This window comes from Paenibacillus suaedae (genome assembly GCF_032337355.1).
GTDB classification, from domain to species: domain Bacteria; phylum Bacillota; class Bacilli; order Paenibacillales; family Paenibacillaceae; genus Paenibacillus_B; species Paenibacillus_B suaedae.
In genome coordinates, this window is the sequence record NZ_JAVYAA010000001.1 from 900,229 (window position 1) to 919,254 (window position 19,026).

16 protein-coding genes are annotated in these 19,026 nt (G+C 47.8%); 10 read left to right on the forward strand and 6 right to left on the reverse strand.

The features are described from left to right. Positions 1-10: 10 nt before the first annotated feature. The 3 genes from cysT to RQP50_RS03975 are packed head-to-tail and all read right to left on the reverse strand — an operon-like array spanning position 11 to position 2,175. Complete coding sequence (cysT, locus tag RQP50_RS03965) at positions 11-883, reverse strand: sulfate ABC transporter permease subunit CysT (RefSeq protein ID WP_072731539.1); 873 nt, start codon at positions 881-883, stop codon at positions 11-13. Between the two features lie 18 nt (positions 884-901). Further along, positions 902-1,981 (reverse strand): sulfate ABC transporter substrate-binding protein, encoded by a 1,080-nt coding sequence (locus tag RQP50_RS03970; RefSeq protein WP_315743411.1) that lies wholly within the window; start codon positions 1,979-1,981, stop codon positions 902-904. Beyond that, positions 1,978-2,175: a YezD family protein gene (locus tag RQP50_RS03975; RefSeq protein WP_021254199.1), complete on the reverse strand. Its 198-nt coding sequence runs from the start codon at positions 2,173-2,175 to the stop codon at positions 1,978-1,980. The genes RQP50_RS03970 and RQP50_RS03975 overlap by 4 nt, the downstream gene beginning before the upstream one ends. Positions 2,176-2,547: 372 nt before the next feature. Here RQP50_RS03975 and RQP50_RS03980 point away from each other — a divergent pair, with 372 nt between their 5' ends. Beyond that, positions 2,548-3,372, forward strand: a complete 825-nt coding sequence (locus tag RQP50_RS03980; RefSeq protein ID WP_065293744.1) for an aldo/keto reductase — start codon at positions 2,548-2,550, stop codon at positions 3,370-3,372. 86 nt (positions 3,373-3,458) lie between these two features. Here the strand turns inward: RQP50_RS03980 and RQP50_RS03985 are convergent, their stop codons facing one another. Next, entirely contained in the window at positions 3,459-4,130 is a 672-nt protein-coding gene (locus RQP50_RS03985; RefSeq protein ID WP_072731535.1) for a 3'-5' exonuclease, read from the reverse strand. 356 nt (positions 4,131-4,486) lie between these two features. Between RQP50_RS03985 and RQP50_RS03990 the strand changes: the two genes are divergently transcribed. From RQP50_RS03990 to RQP50_RS04000, 3 genes are all read left to right on the forward strand, one after another. After that, on the forward strand, positions 4,487-5,401 hold the full coding sequence (locus RQP50_RS03990; RefSeq protein WP_268623996.1) for an EamA family transporter: 915 nt from the start codon (positions 4,487-4,489) through the stop codon (positions 5,399-5,401). A 110-nt stretch (positions 5,402-5,511) separates the two neighbouring features. Next, positions 5,512-6,039, forward strand: coding sequence for a hypothetical protein (locus RQP50_RS03995; RefSeq protein ID WP_315743419.1), 528 nt, complete (start codon positions 5,512-5,514; stop codon positions 6,037-6,039). Between the two features lie 122 nt (positions 6,040-6,161). Further along, on the forward strand, positions 6,162-6,350 hold the full coding sequence (locus tag RQP50_RS04000) for a hypothetical protein (RefSeq protein ID WP_315743420.1): 189 nt from the start codon (positions 6,162-6,164) through the stop codon (positions 6,348-6,350). A gap of 178 nt (positions 6,351-6,528) precedes the next feature. Here RQP50_RS04000 and RQP50_RS04005 read toward each other — a convergent pair whose 3' ends face one another. Both RQP50_RS04005 and RQP50_RS04010 read right to left on the reverse strand, forming a co-directional pair. Beyond that, positions 6,529-7,617: a Gfo/Idh/MocA family protein gene (locus tag RQP50_RS04005; protein ID WP_142544109.1), complete on the reverse strand. Its 1,089-nt coding sequence runs from the start codon at positions 7,615-7,617 to the stop codon at positions 6,529-6,531. Positions 7,618-7,622: 5 nt separating this feature from the next. After that, positions 7,623-8,867, reverse strand: a complete 1,245-nt coding sequence (locus RQP50_RS04010) for an MFS transporter (protein ID WP_315743423.1) — start codon at positions 8,865-8,867, stop codon at positions 7,623-7,625. A gap of 278 nt (positions 8,868-9,145) precedes the next feature. Here RQP50_RS04010 and RQP50_RS04015 point away from each other — a divergent pair, with 278 nt between their 5' ends. The 6 genes from RQP50_RS04015 to RQP50_RS04040 all read left to right on the forward strand — a co-directional run bounded on the left by RQP50_RS04015 (position 9,146) and on the right by RQP50_RS04040 (position 18,939). Beyond that, positions 9,146-10,177: a V-type ATP synthase subunit I domain-containing protein gene (locus tag RQP50_RS04015; protein WP_072731527.1), complete on the forward strand. Its 1,032-nt coding sequence runs from the start codon at positions 9,146-9,148 to the stop codon at positions 10,175-10,177. Positions 10,178-10,398: 221 nt separating this feature from the next. Continuing rightward, a complete protein-coding gene (locus RQP50_RS04020) occupies positions 10,399-11,577 on the forward strand; it encodes an ROK family transcriptional regulator (protein ID WP_072731526.1) in 1,179 nt (392 codons plus the stop codon). Between the two features lie 698 nt (positions 11,578-12,275). After that, a complete protein-coding gene (locus tag RQP50_RS04025; protein WP_315743427.1) occupies positions 12,276-13,373 on the forward strand; it encodes an extracellular solute-binding protein in 1,098 nt (365 codons plus the stop codon). Between the two features lie 70 nt (positions 13,374-13,443). Next, the gene (locus RQP50_RS04030; RefSeq protein ID WP_072731524.1) at positions 13,444-14,523 is read left to right on the forward strand and encodes an ABC transporter ATP-binding protein; all 1,080 of its coding nucleotides are present in this window, start codon (positions 13,444-13,446) and stop codon (positions 14,521-14,523) included. A 59-nt stretch (positions 14,524-14,582) separates the two neighbouring features. Next, entirely contained in the window at positions 14,583-16,283 is a 1,701-nt protein-coding gene (locus RQP50_RS04035) for an ABC transporter permease (RefSeq protein WP_315744559.1), read from the forward strand. 115 nt (positions 16,284-16,398) lie between these two features. After that, positions 16,399-18,939, forward strand: a complete 2,541-nt coding sequence (locus tag RQP50_RS04040; protein WP_315743429.1) for an NEW3 domain-containing protein — start codon at positions 16,399-16,401, stop codon at positions 18,937-18,939. Positions 18,940-19,026 lie beyond the last annotated feature (87 nt).

Genomic DNA, 19,026 nt, shown 5'->3' on the forward strand with positions numbered 1-19,026 from the left:
TTCATTCGCTCTAATGGGGCATAACGCGTCTGCCCATTCTCCATTGAATGAAATTGATGATAAACAGCAGGACAAAAGATATAACAAGCAATACAAGTGCAATAGCCGTGGCTGCGGCATATTCATATTGCTCCAGCTTCGTCATAATAAGCAACGGTGCAATCTCAGTCTTATAAGGCATGTTGCCGGAAATAAATACAACGGAACCATATTCGCCAATTCCGCGTGCAAAGGCAAGCGCAAAGCCTGTCAGTAGCGGCGGTATGAGTTCGGGAAAGATGATTCTGGAGAATACCGCCCAACGCTTGGCACCCAAGGTTGCCGCTGCTTCCTCAACTTCCGTGCTCCATTGCTCTAAGATTGGCTGAACGGTTCGCACCACGAAGGGGAAGCCAATAAAGGTCAGCGCGATCATGATGCCAACCTGTGAATAGGCGCTCTGTATGCCAAGCGGATACAACAGCTGTCCAATCCAGCCGTTCTCTGCATAGATGGAGGTCAGAGCAATGCCTGCGACAGCAGTAGGGAGTGCGAATGGCAGATCAATCAAGCCGTCTATCCATCGCTTTCCTGGAAATGAATAACGGACAAGCACCCAAGCGACAATCAGTCCAAAACAGACATTGAGGAGTCCCGCGGCACAGGAGACGATAAAGCTGATCCGATACGCTGCGATGACACGGTCATCCAGCACCGTGCTCCAAAACTCGCCCCAGGTTAATTCGGATGATTTCAAGACGATGGCTGACAGTGGAATGAGTACGAGGAGAGACATATAAATCAGCGTATAGCCTAGTGTGAAGCGGAAGCCGGGAAGCACCGAATACGATGCCTTCCTCGGCTTGATGGGAGAACGGCCAAGATGAGCGGATTGTGTGGTCATGATATCCCGTGCTCCCTTCTACTTTTTATAAATTTGATCAAATAATGCTCCATCAGCGAAGTGCTTCTGATGCGCGGCTTCCCATCCGCCGAAGTCATCCTGAATGGTGAGCAGCTTAAGTTCGGGGAATTGTGCCTTGTGCTTGGCCGCAACGGCTTCTAAGCTTGGGCGGTAATAGTGCTTTGCTGCAATCTCTTGTCCTTCCTCTGAATACAGATAGGATAAGTAAGCTTCGGCGACTTTGCGGGTTCCTCGCTTATCCACCGTTTTGTCGACGACCGAGACAGGCGGTTCCGCTAATATGCTTAGCTTAGGAACGACAATTTCGAATTTATCCTGCCCAAGCTCGTTTGTGGCAAGGAAAGCTTCATTTTCCCAAGAGATGAGTACATCACCGATTCCTCGCTCCACGAAGGTTGTCGTTGCTCCGCGCGCGCCTGAATCGAGTACGGGGACATTGGCATAGAGGGCGGAGAGGAATTGCTTTGCCTTCTCTTCATCTTGTTTGTTCTCAGAGAGGGCGTACCCCCAAGCGGCGAGATAATTCCAGCGGGCGCCTCCGGAAGTTTTGGGGTTCGGTGTAATGACTTGAATACCGGGCTTGATGAGATCGTTCCAATCATGGATTCCCTTGGGGTTGCCCTTGCGCACAAGAAACACGATCGTGGAGTAGTAAGGGGCGCTATTATGCTCAAAGCGTGTCTGCCAGTCCTCTTGAATCAAGCCAGCCTTGCGAATCGCATCAATATCGTATGCAAGGGCGAGGGTAACGACATCGGCCTTCAAGCCGTCGATGACAGCGCGTGCTTGCTTGCCGCTGCCGCCATGTGATTGCTTCACAGTGACATTCTGTCCGGCCGTTTCTTTCCAGTGTGCGGCGAATGCCTTGTTGTAATCAGCGTACAGCTCACGGGTTGGGTCATAGGACACGTTCTGCAGTTCCACAGTCTCTTCAGAAGCAGTATTTGGCTTAGCTCCTTCTGCTTCTCCCTGCTTGCCTGAACCTGAATCGCTGCGTCCGCAGGAGGCCATCAAGGCGAGCGTCAACACAGAAAGCAGGATGATGATACGTACAGGTAAACGACGTTGTACTTTCATCGGGATTGTCTCCTTTCTTTTGCGCCTTCCAGCTCGAAGCGGGTGCGTTCTGTCCGCTCCAGCTGTACAATGTGGCCGTCATGGATCGTGATGGTCAGTGATCCATAGTTGAGTCCTTTCAATTGTTCTGCGATTCGCTCCAGCCACTTCGGATGGATGGTATCTAACCCGATTTGCGTTGGTTGACTGCTCATATACGTTCCTCCCTTGAACATGAATGCAAAAAAACCGAAGACACCCCTAAACATGCAGTTAGGTATGCGTCTCCGGTGATCCGGTCGACAGAAGTCATGAGTCGTTGTTCATAGTTGATTAATCATTATATTTCCTATAAGATAACTAAGGTATTGGTGTTATGGCAGTATGTTATCAGCAACCGGATAGGAAGTCAATGCAGCTGCCCACTTATTTCCAAAGTTATATTAAGTTCTGGGAAATCGTGAAATGTGCTTGCCCGAAACGCGTTTACAATAGCTTTGTTATGAGGTAGGACAGATGGTTTGCACCAGACTGCCGTTTACGACTATACTGAAATTGTTGCTACATTTATGAAGGAGGCAATGAACATGCAAATTACGTTGAACAATGGCTTGAGCATGCCGCAGCTAGGTCTTGGGGTATGGCGCGTTGAAGAGGGACAGCAGGTGAAGGATGCAGTGAAGACTGCATTGGAGACGGGCTATCGCTTAATCGATACAGCAGCTATTTATCAGAATGAAGCAGGCGTTGGCGAAGCCATTAAAGAGTCAGGCGTGAAGCGTGAAGATATATTCTTGACGACGAAAGTATGGAATTCCGAGCAAGGATATGATGCTACCCTGAAGGCGTTCGATGAGAGCTTACATAAGTTGGGGACCGACTATCTCGATTTGTATTTGATTCATTGGCCAGTTCCTTCCCGGGATTTGTATGTGGACACATACAAAGCATTGGAGAAGCTCTACGCAGACGGACGCGTGCGTTCGATTGGCGTATCCAACTTCCATATTCCTCACTTGGAGCGTTTGGCGCAGGAATGCAGCGTGAAGCCGGTTGTGAATCAGGTGGAATGCCATCCGCGCTTGGCTCAGAACGAGCTGCGTGAATATTGCCAGCGCCATGATATTTATTTGGAAGCTTGGAGCCCGCTGATGCAGGGTGGGGATATTTTGCAGAATGAAGAGATCGCTGCGATCGCGGCCGCACACGGCAAGACATCAGCTCAAGTGGTTATTCGCTGGCACTTGCAGCATGGCCATGTCGTCATTCCGAAGTCGATTACACCATCGCGCATACGCGAGAACTTCAATGTATTTGATTTCGAGTTGAGCAGTACTGAGCTGAGCAGCATCGATGCACTTAATGAAGATAAGCGAGTTGGTCCGAACCCGGATGAATTCGCAGTTACGTAACCGCAATTATTCGTTCGTTGCAACCCTGATATAGAATGTGAAAGTAAATAGAACACGGTTTGCCCCATCTCGGGACAAACCGTGTTCTATTTGTCTTCGTCCATATTCCAATTGGCAAGCGCTGCGAATGGATTGTCTCGATCCTCATTGCTTGTATCATCTCGATATACAACATTGCTCTCATAGCTCGGATGTTCTTGAACCTCATTGCGAGTCAACTGAATGTGCTCCTGCATCTGTATATATACGAGTGCTGTGTTGTAGGCATCATCCAGTGCCCGGTGCTGATTCCCGACGAACGGGACGTCCAGTGCTTCCAGCGCTGCCTTAAGTCCAATCTGCTGATTATGCTCACGTTTCAGGGCAGTAGATACTTGCTTTTGCAAATTGTTATGATTGCGAAGCCAGTACAGTGGAATCTTCTTCTGGCGGCATTCCTTTAGGAATTGGGATTTATCATCCGGCCCCCAGGAACATAGTGCATAGTCATCCGTATCAATCCACGCGATGAATTGATCAAGGACATCCTGCAGGGTGGAGGCATGTGTAATATCCTCTTGTGTAATACCGGTAAAATTAACAGTATCATCTGTTAACTTGGGGGAAAGAGTCGGTTTGACGAACGCTTGAAACGTGTCAGCAACGGCGAATGTTCCCTCGTTCTCCGTCACTTTCACCGCCCCAATTTCAATGATTTCGGCAAACGCCCCTTTTTTGCGCTTTACGGTCATTTCCAAATCATAAATAATTGCTAACATGGTGCCGCTCCTATCTTTATTGACAGCGTATGATGCTTATATTGTAACACAAGTTGCGCCGGTCGTTGGAGGAACTACTTGGATTCTGCTGCTGCCCGAATGAATCTATTCATTGACAGCGTGAAGGAAGCTTACTACAATGGAAGGGCATAAATAGAACGGCATGCACCAAACTCTATTCACAGTGTCTGAAGGTGTGAATAGAGAGGCGAAATTTTGCAAAGGCGTGTGAGTGGCCGCGTTCGGTAGCAGAACGCACAGCTTTGTATTGCCACAGCGCTTGGTTTCGTTCGCCCCCTGCTATAGAACGCAGGGGGCTTTTTTGCGTGTATAAGCGAGAGGAGCTTGACATCAATATGAAATTACTTCAGTATGCTTTGCTTGTATTCCTTGGGGCTTGCAGCTATGGAACTCTGTCTTCCATAATGAAGCTCGGGATCGGAGAAGGCTTTACCGTTCCAGAGATTGTAGGCGGACAATATTTCTTTGGATGGCTGATGCTTGTGGTTATGACACTACTCTTCTCACGACATAAGCTGCGCTGGAAGCAAGCCGCGGTTCTGCTCGCTTGCGGATTGTCTGTGAGCTGCACTTCGATTACGTACGGCCTTGCCGTAGGAGAATTGCCAGCCTCCATAGCCGTTGTATTTCTATTCCAATTTACGTGGATTGGTGTATTGCTGGAAGCGGTTGTTACGCGCACGCGCCCTGAACCGATGAAGATCATTTCGGTAATCATCCTGCTCGTAGGTACTGTCTTCGCGGGCGGTCTCGCTGATCATGGATTGTCCGGATTGAGCTGGAAAGGGGCGGTGTTCGGAATGATTTCCGCAATATCGTTTGCTGTATATATTTTCGTAAGTGGGCGTGTTGCAACCGATGTGCCTATTTTGACGAAGAGCTTATCCATGATTACGGGAGCTATGGTAGTTGTATTCCTCATGTTCCCGCCAGCATTCATTATGGATGGTACCTTGGTAGATGGACTGTGGAAGTTCGGATTACCTATGGGGCTGCTGGGCATTATTATCCCGGTCATTTTCTTCGGAATAGGTGTCCCGAAGATTGGTTCTGGACTAGGCACGATTCTAGGAGCGGCTGAGCTGCCAGCAGCGGTAGTAATGTCCGTACTCGTTCTCCGGGAAGAAGTTACGATGTTGCAGTGGGCAGGAATCGTGCTGATTTTAGGAGGCATTTGTTTGCCGCAGTTGGCTCTGGTGAATCAGAAGAAGACGAACACAAGAGAGAAGATAGAGCGTGCGGGTGCATAATTAGAATAATAATGGCATATTGTCGAATGGAGTAGGAAGGGGAATCGGTACAGCTCGTCGAAGTGGGAATAAAGCTACTGAACAACCTGTGGGAAAGGGAGAAATGCGCTATGCATCATGTCGTGTATCAGAAACAGAAAGCAGCAGCCCGATTGTTCATTGCATTCATTTGTATTCTATTCTCGGCGGGCCTTATCGTTCTGGCCGTGCTCGATTTCAAATTGCCGCTCAGCTTGCGAATTGCCCTGGCAGCGGCTGCATGCATTGGATTCGCTTATTGTGGGAGCAATCTCGTCGTATCCGTGCGTGCCTTAACAGCAGGAACCAATATCCTACTGACCTATGATCAGGAGACAATTTGGAATGAATATGGACTCCGCGCAGCATGGGCAGATGTAGTCGATATTCGTGTCGAGCAAGGTCGAGTGGGCATCTTGTTCGTACCGGTATTCCCCAAGTTCGTCGTCGTTCTTAAGGATGGAACGAGCAGGAAGGTTGAGACGTTCCATGTATTGACGGATCAGGAGATGAATGATTGGAGGATCCGATTGAAGCGGCATCAGAAGGCTGTTCAAGGCAAGGCAGAGGCCGCGGAGCAATCGATGCCACTCGAAATGAAAGAAATTACACTTACCTAAGATGTACTTGTATTTGGGTATCTGGATTGGAACACATATTCATTGATCTTTTAATATAGGAAGAACAAGCTAACACTATTTTGAATGCTATATTTTCATTTATAGGATGTGGGGGATGATTAGTGGCGAAATTAAGTGTAAAACAGCAATTATTGGCTTCCTTTATTGTTTTTGTAGTATCAAACGTTGTTGCTATCGCAACACCTTGGAATCAATATAAAATGCTATTTATGACCCCTGTTATAGTTTTTTCTGCTTTTGTTGGTATCTTAATTTCAAAAAAAATCTTGAAAAATGACGATAAAAGTTAGGGGAAAGTATGGGGATTTTATACATTGATGTGGCCGGTCTTAAAGATCTAAAGGATCAACCTAATTTAGCTTACGGTGGGCCATTTATTGAGTCAACTAATAGGCTAGTACATCCCTAATCGGGAGGTACTAGCCTTCTTCTCGTTGCCACAAGGGAATTCATGATTTACGATCTGACCTAGTTCTCCGTACCCAGCCATAAATCAATCGGTCGCTGTACGGCTGCGTGGAATGGCAGCTCAATCTTGCGCCCTAATCGGGCGGAGGCATATGCTGCGTAGATGATTTCGAGTACGGCACGCCCGTCCTCGCCTGTTACGCAAGGCTCTAGATTTTGCCGGACACAGGTAATGAAGTGCTTCAATTCCTGTGGATATCCTTGATTGAATGCTTCTTCATAGATGGTGAACGACCACCCTTGGGTGGAGCCTGCCTTCTCCATCGCATAATCATAGCCATGTTCGCTATAGGTCAGAGCAGCGTTGCCTTGAAAGAGGTCCGCATAGCTTACTCCCTTCGTACCGTATACTTCTATGTTGTCTGTCATCCCGCCAGGCTTCGCCCAGCTGTCCTCCGCGATTGCCGTTACACCATTCTCGAACTCTACGATCGTAACCGCATTATCTTCGCCCTTCGTTATCTCGCCATGCAGTACAGTAGACATTGTCGCATATACGCTTTTCACTTTGGCGCCGCCCATCATCCAGCGGAACCATTGCAGCGCATGGCAGCCCAGATCCATGAGCACGCCACCGCCAGCCTGCTTGATGTCATAGAACCAATCACTGTGCGGACCAGAATGCTTCTCTGCCTGCTTCAGCATATACACATCGCCGACGGCTCCCAGCTCGATCAGCTTGCGTACCCGCTCGAACTTCGGTGCGAAGCAGAGCTCTTCCGCATACATGAGCTTCACTTCTGCGCTGCGGCATGTCTCGATCATCTCGTCGGCCTCTTCCAAGGTAACGCATAGCGGCTTCTCTACGATAACGTGCTTGCCCGCTTGCGCAGCCGCAATACATACGCGGTGATGGAGGAAGTTCGGCAGGCAGATGTCCACAACCTCACAACCGGAATGCGCCAACAGCTCATCCATGTCTGTATACACTTGCGGTATTCCATGCCGTGCAGCGAATGCTTCTCCTTTCTCACGATTGCGGGCATAGACAGCGACTACCTCTGCCTCTGGAACGAATCGGGTAAAGGACTCCATATGAATGTCGGCCACGAAGCCAGCGCCGCAAATGGCTACTTTCGTACGATTCATTACGCTTATCTCCTTTCAAATGCCGCATCATGCTGGTGAACAGCATGTGTGGATGGTTTCGATTTGAACAGCAGCAGGAACAACAGTGCCACGACAAGCGCAGCGCCTGCCGGGTACAGCCAGAAGCTCTTCCATTGTGCAAGCGCAGCAGTTCCGCTAGCTGTCACGGTATCGTTGAACAGACTGCCGGCGATAAGTGAGCCGAAGTAGATGCCGATTCCCTGCGTGAACAGGAGCAGCAAGCTTTGTGCCTGCCCCTTTACTTGGCTGTCTGCTTGCTGCTCGGCATAGATGAATCCGGTTACAAAGAAAAAATCATAACAGATGCCATGGAGAGCGATGCCTACGATCATGAGTGATCCAATCTGATCAGGCGCACCGAAGGCGAATAGGACATAACGAAGTGTCCAAGCAAGCATGCCGATCAGGAGCATGATTTTGATGCCTAAGCGGCGGAAGAAGAACGGGATAAGCAGCATAAAAGCGATTTCCGACATCTGGCCGATCGTCATCACGCTGCCTACATTGGCGAACCCAGCAGCCTCTAAGAAGGGAGACGCAAACGAATAATAGGCTGCAAGTGGGATGCAAATAAGCATCGAGCAGATGATGAAAACACAATAGCTTCGCTCCTTAAGCATCTGCAGCGCGTCAAGACAGAGCAGGTCGCGAACAGAGAGAGGCTTTCCTCTGGCGGGAGCGGGCGTATTGGGCAGAGTGAAGCTGAATATACCGAGCAAGAGGGATGCAATAGCAGAGATGTAGAAGATGACGGAACTGTCGGAGTAGCCCAGTTGGCCGATAAGGACGCCTGCCACGATCCATCCGATTGTGCCGAACACACGAATCATCGGGAATGTCTTTGCAGCATCCGCAATATGGTGAAAAGCTACATTGTTGCTTAGTGCCAGTGTAGGCATATAACACAGCATATACAGAAAAAGCGTCCACAACAGCGTTGTTCCGCTGCCTGCCTCGACTTGCCTGCCGACCATCCATAGAAGTGCACTGCCTGCAACATGAAGGAGGCCCATCACTTTCTCAGAGGCGAAGAAGCGGTCAACTACCATGCCGAGGAAGAAAGGAGCAATAATGGATGCAATCGCTCCAACGGAGTAAGCGGTTCCAATAATGGATGACAAGCCATATTTGCTGAGTGTAAGCCCCGCAGTGGCGTACCAAGCCCCCCATACGAAAAACTGCATGAACATCATGAATGATAATCGTGGAATAACGAGTCTTCGCTGCATCTGCCTCCTCCTCACTTTATTTGACAAGGATGAATGTCTGTGCTGTAACGCTATTATCATTCATATTCAACTGTGTTGTCTACTACGCATACAAGTTGCTGGCGGGGAAACTGGGGGATTTTAATTAAAAGCATATACTCCAGTACTCCGCTCTATTTACCTAATGGATTATCAAAATGTTTTTATTTGGGTTGTCGTCTCAAGAGATAAGTAAAAGGAAGCTAGAGCTATATAATGAAATATAGGAAATAAAAAAAGATATCAATCAGATAATAAAGTTGCACAAATTTTCAAACATCGATGATTTAAATGAAAGAATAAGAATAGTGCGTTCTTCTGTTGTTGAATTAGAAAATAAAGTAAGTTCTATGATTAATATTGGGGACTACGAGAAAAATATTCAAGAAATATCACGAGTAAAGAATGAAATAAATAGGTACAATGATGCTATTGAGACGGCTTTATTTAAAAAAAATAAAATAGAAGAAATACTTTCAAAAGAATCAGATGATCAAGATACATTGGACGAATCAATACTTTATGAGTTTTATAAAGATGTAGAACATTATTTAGGAAATATAGATAAGGAATTTCAAGAGCTAATTGAGTTTAACAATAGTATAAAGAAAAACAAGCTTACTTATTATAGGAATAGATTAAATGAAATTAATCTTGATATTAGTAACATGAATTATTCGCGTGAATCAATAATAAATGAGAATAAAAAAATTATTAGTATTATTGATCAAGATAACTTCAAAAATTTTGAGAAAATACACAAAGAACTAATATCACAGAGTGAGCAACTTGGACAGTTAACAAAGATTTTAGATATTTACAATGAGTTAACTGAAGATCTAAACAAGAAGACTAATGAATATGGAACAATTAATGATGGATCCATAGTTATGGACAATTTATCTAAATTCAATGAATATTTAACAAAAATAAGCTATGAGACTTTTGGTCAACGTTTGTACTTAACCCGCGCAGATACTTTCCCATTAAAACTTTCGAATGTTGATGATGGATTGGGTACTGGTCATAGAAAGTCTATAACATTATTATTGGATATCGCTTATGTTTCTTTTATTAAGGAATTGAAATTGGATTTTCCAAGGTTTTTTGTACATGATGTATTAGAAACAGTAGCTAAACATAACCTTGAAAAAATAGTTTCTTTCATTAATGAAAATGAAAGTCAATTTATTTTTGCAATATTAAATGAGAAAATACAAAAATATCAATTTATTAATGAGAATGATAAAATTTTGAGATTATCTAAAGAGGATAAATTATTCAAAATATAACGCTCGTTATGTAATTTTTAAATATGTGATTATTTTAAAAAGTCTAGCCTCCCAAAGAGATAGACTTTTTCTTATTATTTTTGAAGCCAAATTAAAAACAAGGAGGAGTGCTGAATAGAAAAAATTCATATTGACAATTTGTAAGCGCATACAATAAACTATCTCCAACAAGACTTTGTTAATAATTTTAACTAACTTAGATTGCGGGGGAGGATGATGGGTTGATTGGCAGAGGCCAGACGGGAAACGCAAAATTGGTGAAGCATATTAACCGCGAAGGGATCCTCCATCAATTGCGCGATAACCCTCGGGTTTCGAGAGCTGATTTGGCGAAGTTAACAGAGTTAAGCCGGCCATGCGTCTCAGCGCTCGTCGATGAGATGATTATGGAAGGCTTGATCAGCGAGGTCGGATACGGTGAATCGAAGGGCGGCAGGAAGCCGATTCTTCTGGAATATAACTTTGATGCGTATGGTGTCATTGGCGCAGTATTCGAAGGAAGCACTTTGCAATTGGCGATTGCGAACCTGAAGGGGGAGCTGCTCGTCTCGCGCACGACGAATTTGCCGCATCCTATGGATGGCGAGATGGCAATTCGCAGCATTGAACAGGGATTGGACACCCTTCTCACCGCTAGCGGGTTTCCGAAGGAACGGCTGCTTGGAATGGGTCTGGGACTTCCCGGAATTACGCAGCGCAGTGCAGGAACGGTCAGCTACGCTCCCAGCACAGGTTGGATGGGGCTGCCGGTACAGAAGGAAATTGAAGAAGCACTGGGATTGCCTGTCGTTATCGAGAACGACGTGAATCTGATGACGCTGGGCGAATTTCATAAAGGCATCGGTGTCGGCCACTCCAATCTCGTCTATATGTACGCGGGAACAGGAATCGGCGCAGGCATGATTATTGACGGACAGCTGTATCGGGGAGCCAATGAGGCAAGCGGTGAGATCGGCTATATGATGATTGGCCCAATCGGCAATCAGGTCAAAGGCGAGTATGGGGTGTTCGAGCGCAACTACTCGGTGAGAGCCATCTACGAGAAAGCCATTCGCATTCTCCCATCCATTGGCCCAGACAGAAGCATTATTCAGCAGATTGTTGAGCTGGCCAACCTCGGCAGCGACGAGGCTCAAAGGCTATTCGACGATATATGCCGGCACTGGACTTATGGGATCGCCAATGTCACGAGCGTCATGGATCCGGCGCTGCTCATCCTTAGCGGTGAAATGCTGCATATCGGGGACGAAGGCATTCGCAAAATACAATATTGGCTGAATGAATGGGTTCCATCTGTACCCATCATTAAGATGGCCACACTTGGCGATCAGGCGGGCTTGATAGGAGCCATTCACTGTACATTGGAGGCTTTCCCCTCCACGGCTAAATTTCAAAGGTAAACAATGATTTCTTCTCCAGCATGAATTGCTTCTCAGACAATGACAATTACGGATGTGCCTATATTCGCAACCAGCACAATACCGTCAGGTCAATTCTTCTACAGCGCAGAATCCAACAAGATAGATGCAGCTGCTCACACACACGACAACAATTATGGAGTTCTACTACTCACGATTGATACTCACACGACAAATTCAACCTACACATCTTTCACATCAAATACAACGAATATACTCAAAATCGTATGACAATCACAATCACACTTACACTCATACCACACTCATCAGATAGTAAAATGTTAATCATTTCACTATAGCAGCACAGAACGATCACAGCTAATCATTTCACAATATAACCTCAGAACTATCATAGCTAATCATTTCACAATATCATTTCAGAACGATATAGAACTGTATGCATTCCATAGTGGCAAACCGTACATAGCATAACGATTTCCTGCAACACAATGACCAAGTATATACGGATGTTTAGTTGGTCTAAGTAAGGGCTATTGTTCTGAACGTCAGCATAGCTTTGATCCATATAACCAACGAACGGGCAGTTGTTGAAGGACTACTACGTTTTTGCGGGAGGCTGCATAGGAACATATCAACTCAGATTCATTTCGTCTATTGAAGATGAATTCATCCGATACAGCGCGAAACACGAATCAAAAATTTATAGTAGGGGGAACGTCATGAAACAGGTAAAGAGGAAAGCAAAAACATGGTTGATGAGCTCTATGCTTGTCCTTGCGATGCTGGCAGTGACTGCTTGTGGAGGCGGCGGTGGGAATGCATCTGAGGGCGGACAGCAATCTGGGGAGAAGTCATCATCGGGTAAAGAAAAGCTGGTTATCTACACAGCGAGAGACAAGAACGTCGTCGATGAGATTATCCCAAAATTCGAGGCGAAATACCCGAACATGGAAGTCGAAGTGCTCACGATGGGCGCACAGCAAATCTTGGAGCGCGTACGTGGGGAGAAGGCGAATCCACAAGCGGACTTCTGGTGGGGCGGCACACAGTCGTCACTGATGACTGCGGCAGATGAAGACCTGCTGGAAAGCGTGAAGCCAAGCTTCGCGGACAGCATTCCGGCATTGTACAAAGACAGTCAAGACCGCTGGTATGGGGAAATGCTGCTGCCTGAGGTCATTATGTACAATTCTCACGCGCTGAAACAAGAAGATGCACCGAAAGATTGGGACGATCTCCTTGATCCGAAATACAAGGACAAAATCATCATTCGTGGGGTGCTTGCTTCCGGAACGATGAGAACGATCTATTCTTCCATGATTTATAAGCAGGATGCGAGTGATCCAACGAAGGGCTTCGACTGGCTGAAGAAGCTGGATGCCAACACGAAGGAATACGCACAGGATCCGACTAACCTGTATTTGAAGCTGGCTCGTGAGGAAGGCACATTGTCCCTGTGGAACTTGCAGGACATTATGATTCAGAAGGAATTGCAGAAGCAGCCGTTCGACTTTATCTACCCGGCTAGCGGTGCGCCAATCCTAGTTGATGGCGTCGGTGTCGTGAAGGGTGCGAAAAATAAGGAGTCGGCAATGAAGTTCTATGAATTCCTCTTCGATTCTAATTTGCGGGTAGAGCTCGCGGATAAGCTGTTCCAGATTCCAACACGGACAGACATCAGCAAGGATACGCTTCCTGCTTGGCTGAAGGGATTGGAGCTGAAGCCGCTTGACATTGATTGGACGGTAATGGCGCAGAAGGAAAAAGAGTGGATGCAGCATTGGGATGAGAACATCAAGGGGAAAGGCGCAAAATAATAGGTTCTTTCAGGCGGAGGCTATGCCCTTCGCCTGATTATGATCATTTCAGAGGCAGGAGGGAGCCAGCTTGATAGAGGTAGCACTAGATCATGTTAGCAAGCAATTCGGGAACGTCAAGGGAGTTACCGACGTAAACATCCGGATTCAACCGGGTGAATTCTTTACCTTCCTCGGCCCTAGCGGCTGTGGCAAAACGACGACACTGCGGATGATTGCAGGATTTTATTTTCCAAGCGAAGGCCGAATCGTGTTCGGTGATCAAGATGTCACGACACTCCCACCGAATAAACGCAATACCGGCATGGTTTTTCAGAATTATGCTTTATTTCCGCACATGACCGTATTTGAAAATGTCGCATTTGGTTTGCAGGTGCGCAAGGTTCCGAAGTCAGAAATGATAGAGCGCGCCCATCTCGCGCTGAAGCAGGTTCACTTGGATGGGTATGGAAGCCGTAGAATTGACCAATTGTCCGGCGGACAGCAGCAGCGGGTTGCCTTGGCTCGTGCACTCGTGATAGAGCCGAAAATACTGCTTCTCGATGAGCCGTTGTCCAATCTGGATGCGAAGCTCCGCGAGGAGACAAGGATCGAAATTAAGAGACTTCAATTAGAGCTGGGAATTACAACGATATACGTCACCCATGATCAGGCGGAGGCGATGGCGATGTCTGACCGCATTATGGTCATGCAGGGCGGGGTTGTACAGCAGATTGGAAGTCCTGAAGAAATATATAATCGACCCGTTAATCGATTTGTCGCCTCCTTCATTGGCGAGTCGAACCTGTGGGAAGGAACGGTGGAACGAATCGAAGACGGCGAAGCCGTCATTCGCGTAGCGCCAGATCTCCGTCTAAGAGGGCTGACAGCGAATGCTTCTGCCGACTGTTCACTGGAAGCAGGCAAGAAGGTATCACTGTCGATACGTCCTGAATCGATTCGGGAGGCTGGCGGAGAAGAGACGGGGGACAATATCGTTACAGGCAGTGTAGTCATTTCTGAATTTACAGGAGTTAGCGTGAACTATGTGTCGCAGGTGGCAGATCAGCAGTTGAAGGCGATGTTCGTCAATCAAGGGCATCGGGTTCGCGGACGAGGGGAAGCAATCTCCCTGTTCATTCCGAAAGAAAGCATTTACTTCTTAGGATAGAGAGGGGATGAATGATGATAACGAACACACCTAACGCGCCACGGCCATCGAAGCCACGCATGGGCTTGCCCCGCCGCTCGGGGCCCATTACGCAATCGCCTTACTTCGTCTATGTGCTCGTAGCGCCGCTTTTTCTCATACTGTTGGCATATGTCGTTTATCCGCTATTTCAAACATTCGTACAAAGTATTCAAGTCGAGGATCAATTCTCACTTACGAACTACGCGCGATTTTTCAGCCTAGAGCATACATCCAATCTGGAAGCACTGTGGACCAGCATTTATATTTCCGTCTTAAGTGTGATTACGTGTGCAATCGTGGGTGTAGCCATGGCATTTCTGTTGGAGCGCTACGAATTTCCCGGCAGGAAGGTGCTGGCTGTCCTCGTTCTCGTTCCAATGGCACTGCCTCCGCTTGTCGGCGTACTGTCGTTCACGTTCTTGTATGGCGAGAGCGGTATCATTCCACGGGCGCTTAAGGAACTGCTTCATCTCGAACAAGTACCATTTTATTTAAAAGGGATATGGGGCGTCCTGGTCGTACATACGTTTACGATGTATACCTATTTCTATATGACGGCGTCGTCTGCGATTCGGGGTCTCGATCCTTCGCTTGAAGAAGCCGCTGCAAGTTTAGGTGCAGGCAGATTGTACATCTGGCGGCGAGTGATTCTGCCGATGCTGACTCCAGCGCTTGTGGCCTCGTCACTGCTTGTATTCATGATTGCGATGGCATCATATACGGCTCCGCTTATCTTCGGCATCGAACGGACGATGACGATGCAGATTTATTTGTCGCGTACGAATGGCAATTTGGATATGGCTGCTGCCCAGTCGACGATCCTATCCGTTGTGTCGATTGTATTCTTGCTCGTGATGCGCTGGTATCAAGGGCTGCGCAACTACCAGAACATGAGCAAGGGCATCAGTGTCCATCGCACAGAGGTCAAGAGTGCAGTCGGCAAATATGTTGCAATGATTTTGTCTATTATCGGCGTCATTATTTTGCTGCTTCCCATCTTCGTGCTGGTGTTGATTTCATTGTCTACGAACGGCACTTGGACGACGCAAGTATTGCCGCCTGAATATACATTGGAGCATTATATCAAGCTGTTCACGGACAGCAAAACATGGCGGCCTATTGCAAACAGCTTCCAGATGAGCTTCGTCGCAACAATCGGGAATGTCATCTTCGGCGTGGCAGCTGCTTATGCGATGGTTCGCTTGAAGTTTAAAGGGAAGACGCTGCTTGATGTCTTAATTATGCTCCCATGGGCGCTGCCGGGTACTGTCGTTGCGGTCAACTTGATTGCGGCCTTCAGCGAGCCCAATGTCTTCAGCTTCAATCAAGTGCTGATCGGCAGTTTTTGGATTTTGCCGCTAGCTTACTTCGTGCGCCACCTGCCGCTTGTGTTCCGTTCTACTTCGGCAACCTTGGTGCAGATGGATGCATCTGTGGAGGAGGCGGCACGCAATCTAGGCGCATCGTGGTGGTACAGCTTCCGCAGAGTTGTGTTCCCGATGGCATTAAGCGGGATATTGGCGGGTACGCTGCTCGCCTTTGTGCAGGGGATTGGGGAATTCGTATCCTCCATTCTGCTCTTTACTGCCAAGAGCACACCGCTCTCGGTCGAAATTTTCCAACGGATGTATTCATTCGAATTCGGCACGGCTTGTGCATATGGTGTTCTGCAAATTACATTGATCATCATCGTACTGTTCGTATCCCGCAAAATAACGGGCGACAACACGGCTAGATAATCGTTGGTCATTGCGTGGGAACTGCCTAGGGGTTCATCAACCACGTTATGATATACAGCTGGAAAATGGCCATTTCCAGCTGATTTAACTATTCCACCATTCGAGGAGGGATTTGATGATCAAAGGTAAGTCGGCCTCAAAGTTCTGTTCCATCGTATTAAGCGTTGTATTGGCAAGCAGTGTACTGCTGTCCACGCAAGCCGAGACCGTATCAGCGGATCGGGGAATTGTTGATTTATGGAAGTCGATCAAGCCGCTGACGACGATCGCAAGTGCGATGAACACGGGAGCTCACCCTGATGATGAGCACAGCGCGACCTTGGCGTACCTTTCCCTGGGAAGAGGAGTCAATACATCAAGCGTGATCGCTGTCAGAGGAGAAGGCGGACAGAACGAGATTGGAAGCGAGCTCGGACAGAGCCTTGGGGTCATACGAACCCGGGAACTGCAGGAAGCATCCAAGATCACGAATGTGACATTGGGAATGCTCGGCGAGCAGCTGAATGATCCAATCTTCGACTTCGGGTTCTCGAAGAGTGTAGAGGAAACGCTGGAGAAATGGGGAGAATCTGTTGCGTACGAGCGCTTAATTCGCAAAATACGCGAGCTTCGCCCAGATGTCATCATTCCTGCATTCTTGAATGAAAACTCTACACATGGTCATCATCGGACGATTAACGTACTTACGGTGCGTGCGTTCAAGGACGCAGCGAATCCTGAAGTATATCCTGAGCACCTGAAGCAGGGGCTTCAGCCATGGCAGATCAAGAAGTTGTATTTGCCGGCGAATAACAAGGATTACACCGTGAGAGCGCCAATTGGGGAGTACAACTCCATCTATGGGGCCTCTTACCTGCAGCTTGGGGAAGAGTCGCGCTTCATGCACAAGAGCCAAGGGATGGGAAGAGTGTATGACGAAGGGCCTGCTCAGGGGGACAGCTACTATAAGCTTGACCTGAGCACGGTAAAGACGAAGGAGAAGGAGCAAGACCTCTTCGACGGCATCGCATTCACCTTTGCAGATTTGGCGAAGGAAATTAGTGTGAAGGGAAAGGACAATAAGATTGAGAAGGATTTGCAAGCTCTGCAGCAGGATGCAGACAGGATTGTGGCGGCTTACCCAAGCTTCGCCAATGTCTTGAAGGAAGTCCACGGCATGAAGGCAGATGTTCAGACTGCACTCGATAATGTCAAGAAGTCCAGCTTGGATGCAGCAACGAAGGAGGATTTGCTCCATCGCCTGCACGTGAAGGAAGAGCAGTTGAACAAGGCGAGTATGGAAGCGGCATCTGTTGTGGTGAAGGTTAAGCCAGATGCCAACGAACTTGTGGCTGGACAATCGACGAAGGTAACCGTAACGGCATTTAATGGCAGTTCTACGAAATTAGACAACGTGAAGCTTAGCCTGAGCGTGCCTGCTGGCTGGACAGCGGCACCTGTGGGTACGACAAGCTTTGGGCAGCTTGACTATAACGAGACAGCTTCAGCTGTATTCGAGGTCAAGGTTCCGGCAGATGCACCGTCATTCAAGCCATACGAAGCTTCGGTATTCAGCGCGAAGGTAGTATATGAAGCATTCCGTACCGTGACGTCCTTGCAGGAGACACCGCAAAATGCAGTGGCGGTACTGCCTCCGTACTCGATGACGCTCAGTCCGAGCGCTACGATTCTGAATACGCTCAAGCCAGGCGAGCCAATTCCGGTGAAAGTAACGGTGAAGAATTATACGCCAGGAGCATCCAAGGCGTCGATTGCATTGCAAGTTCCACAGGGCTGGACAGCCGAGCCTGCAGCAGAGGAGATTAGCTTTGCAGCGAAGGGGGAGACAAAGTCTGTTGCTTTCTCTGTTAAGGCAGCGTCTAACGTAAGCCCAGGCAAGTTCACGGTGACAGCGGTTGCGAAGAACGGCGATGTACAGAGCACGCACGGGACGCAGGTTATTCAATACCCGCACATCGGGAAAACATACATCGTGCAGCCGGCAGAGCTCCAGATTCAAGCCTTCGACTTGAAGACACCGGAGAAGTGGAAGGTCGGCTATGTGTCTAGCGGCTTTGACAACATCGATCAATATTTGCGTCAAGTAGGCGTCAACGTGGTCAATTTGGATGCGAAGGAAATTGAGTCGGGAGATCTCTCTCAGTACAACGCAATTGTGCTTGGCATTCGTGCCTATGCGTTCCGTCCAGAATTGATCCCGAGCAACCAGCGTTTATTGAGTTATGTGAAGAACGGCGGCAATCTGGTCGTTCAGTATCATAAGCCAGAGGATAAATGGTCGCCAGATCTCGCGCCGTATCCAATTAAGATTGGCTCGCCGCTCATTCAATGGCGGGTAACGGACGAGAATTCCAAAGTCACAACACTTGCACCGGAGCATCCAATGTTCAACGCTCCGAATAAGATTACAGATCAGGACTGGAACAATTGGATTCAAGATCGCTCGGCTTATAACCCGTCGGAGTGGGGCAAGGAGTATACGGAGCTCATTTCCAACGGCGATCCGGGCGAGAAGGAGTTCACAGGCACCTTCCTGACGGCGAACTACGGCAAGGGTGTATATACGTACAGTTCACTCGTGTGGTATCGCGAGATTCCGGCACTGGTTCCGGGATCGATCCGCATGTTCGTGAACATGATCAGCCAGCATCAATAATGGCATTACTTAGTCGCAATTGTTCAGTTGGATAGATTCATCTAGATTCATCAAGTGCCTTGCACATCAGAACATCGGTGGGGGGCT